Raw genomic sequence first — 275 nt, forward strand, 5'->3', positions numbered from 1 at the left:
GGGGGAGACCTGACGGCCGCTTCCATAGCGGCGACCCGGTCACTCGCGCCGAGTTTGTCGCGATGGTGGCGAACGCTTTAAACCTCGACACGATCAGCGATTCGGGCTCAGGCTATTCCGATACGAAAGGTCACTGGGCCGAATTGGCCATTAATTCACTGACGGCCGCCGGCGTAGTCGAAGGCGTAGGCGCGGGCGCATTTATGCCGAACCAGAAGATTTCGCGTGCCGAGATATCGGCCATCCTGGCGCGGCTAATGGTTCTCGATCAGGCG

1 protein-coding gene is annotated in these 275 nt (G+C 60.7%); it reads left to right on the forward strand.

Annotated elements, in window-relative coordinates:
* A partial coding sequence (locus tag NLU14_RS21730; protein ID WP_275710532.1) for an S-layer homology domain-containing protein occupies positions 1-275 on the forward strand: 275 nt, incomplete at both ends.

The organism is Marinobacter iranensis, assembly GCF_029207565.1.
Taxonomy (GTDB): domain Bacteria; phylum Pseudomonadota; class Gammaproteobacteria; order Pseudomonadales; family Oleiphilaceae; genus Marinobacter; species Marinobacter iranensis.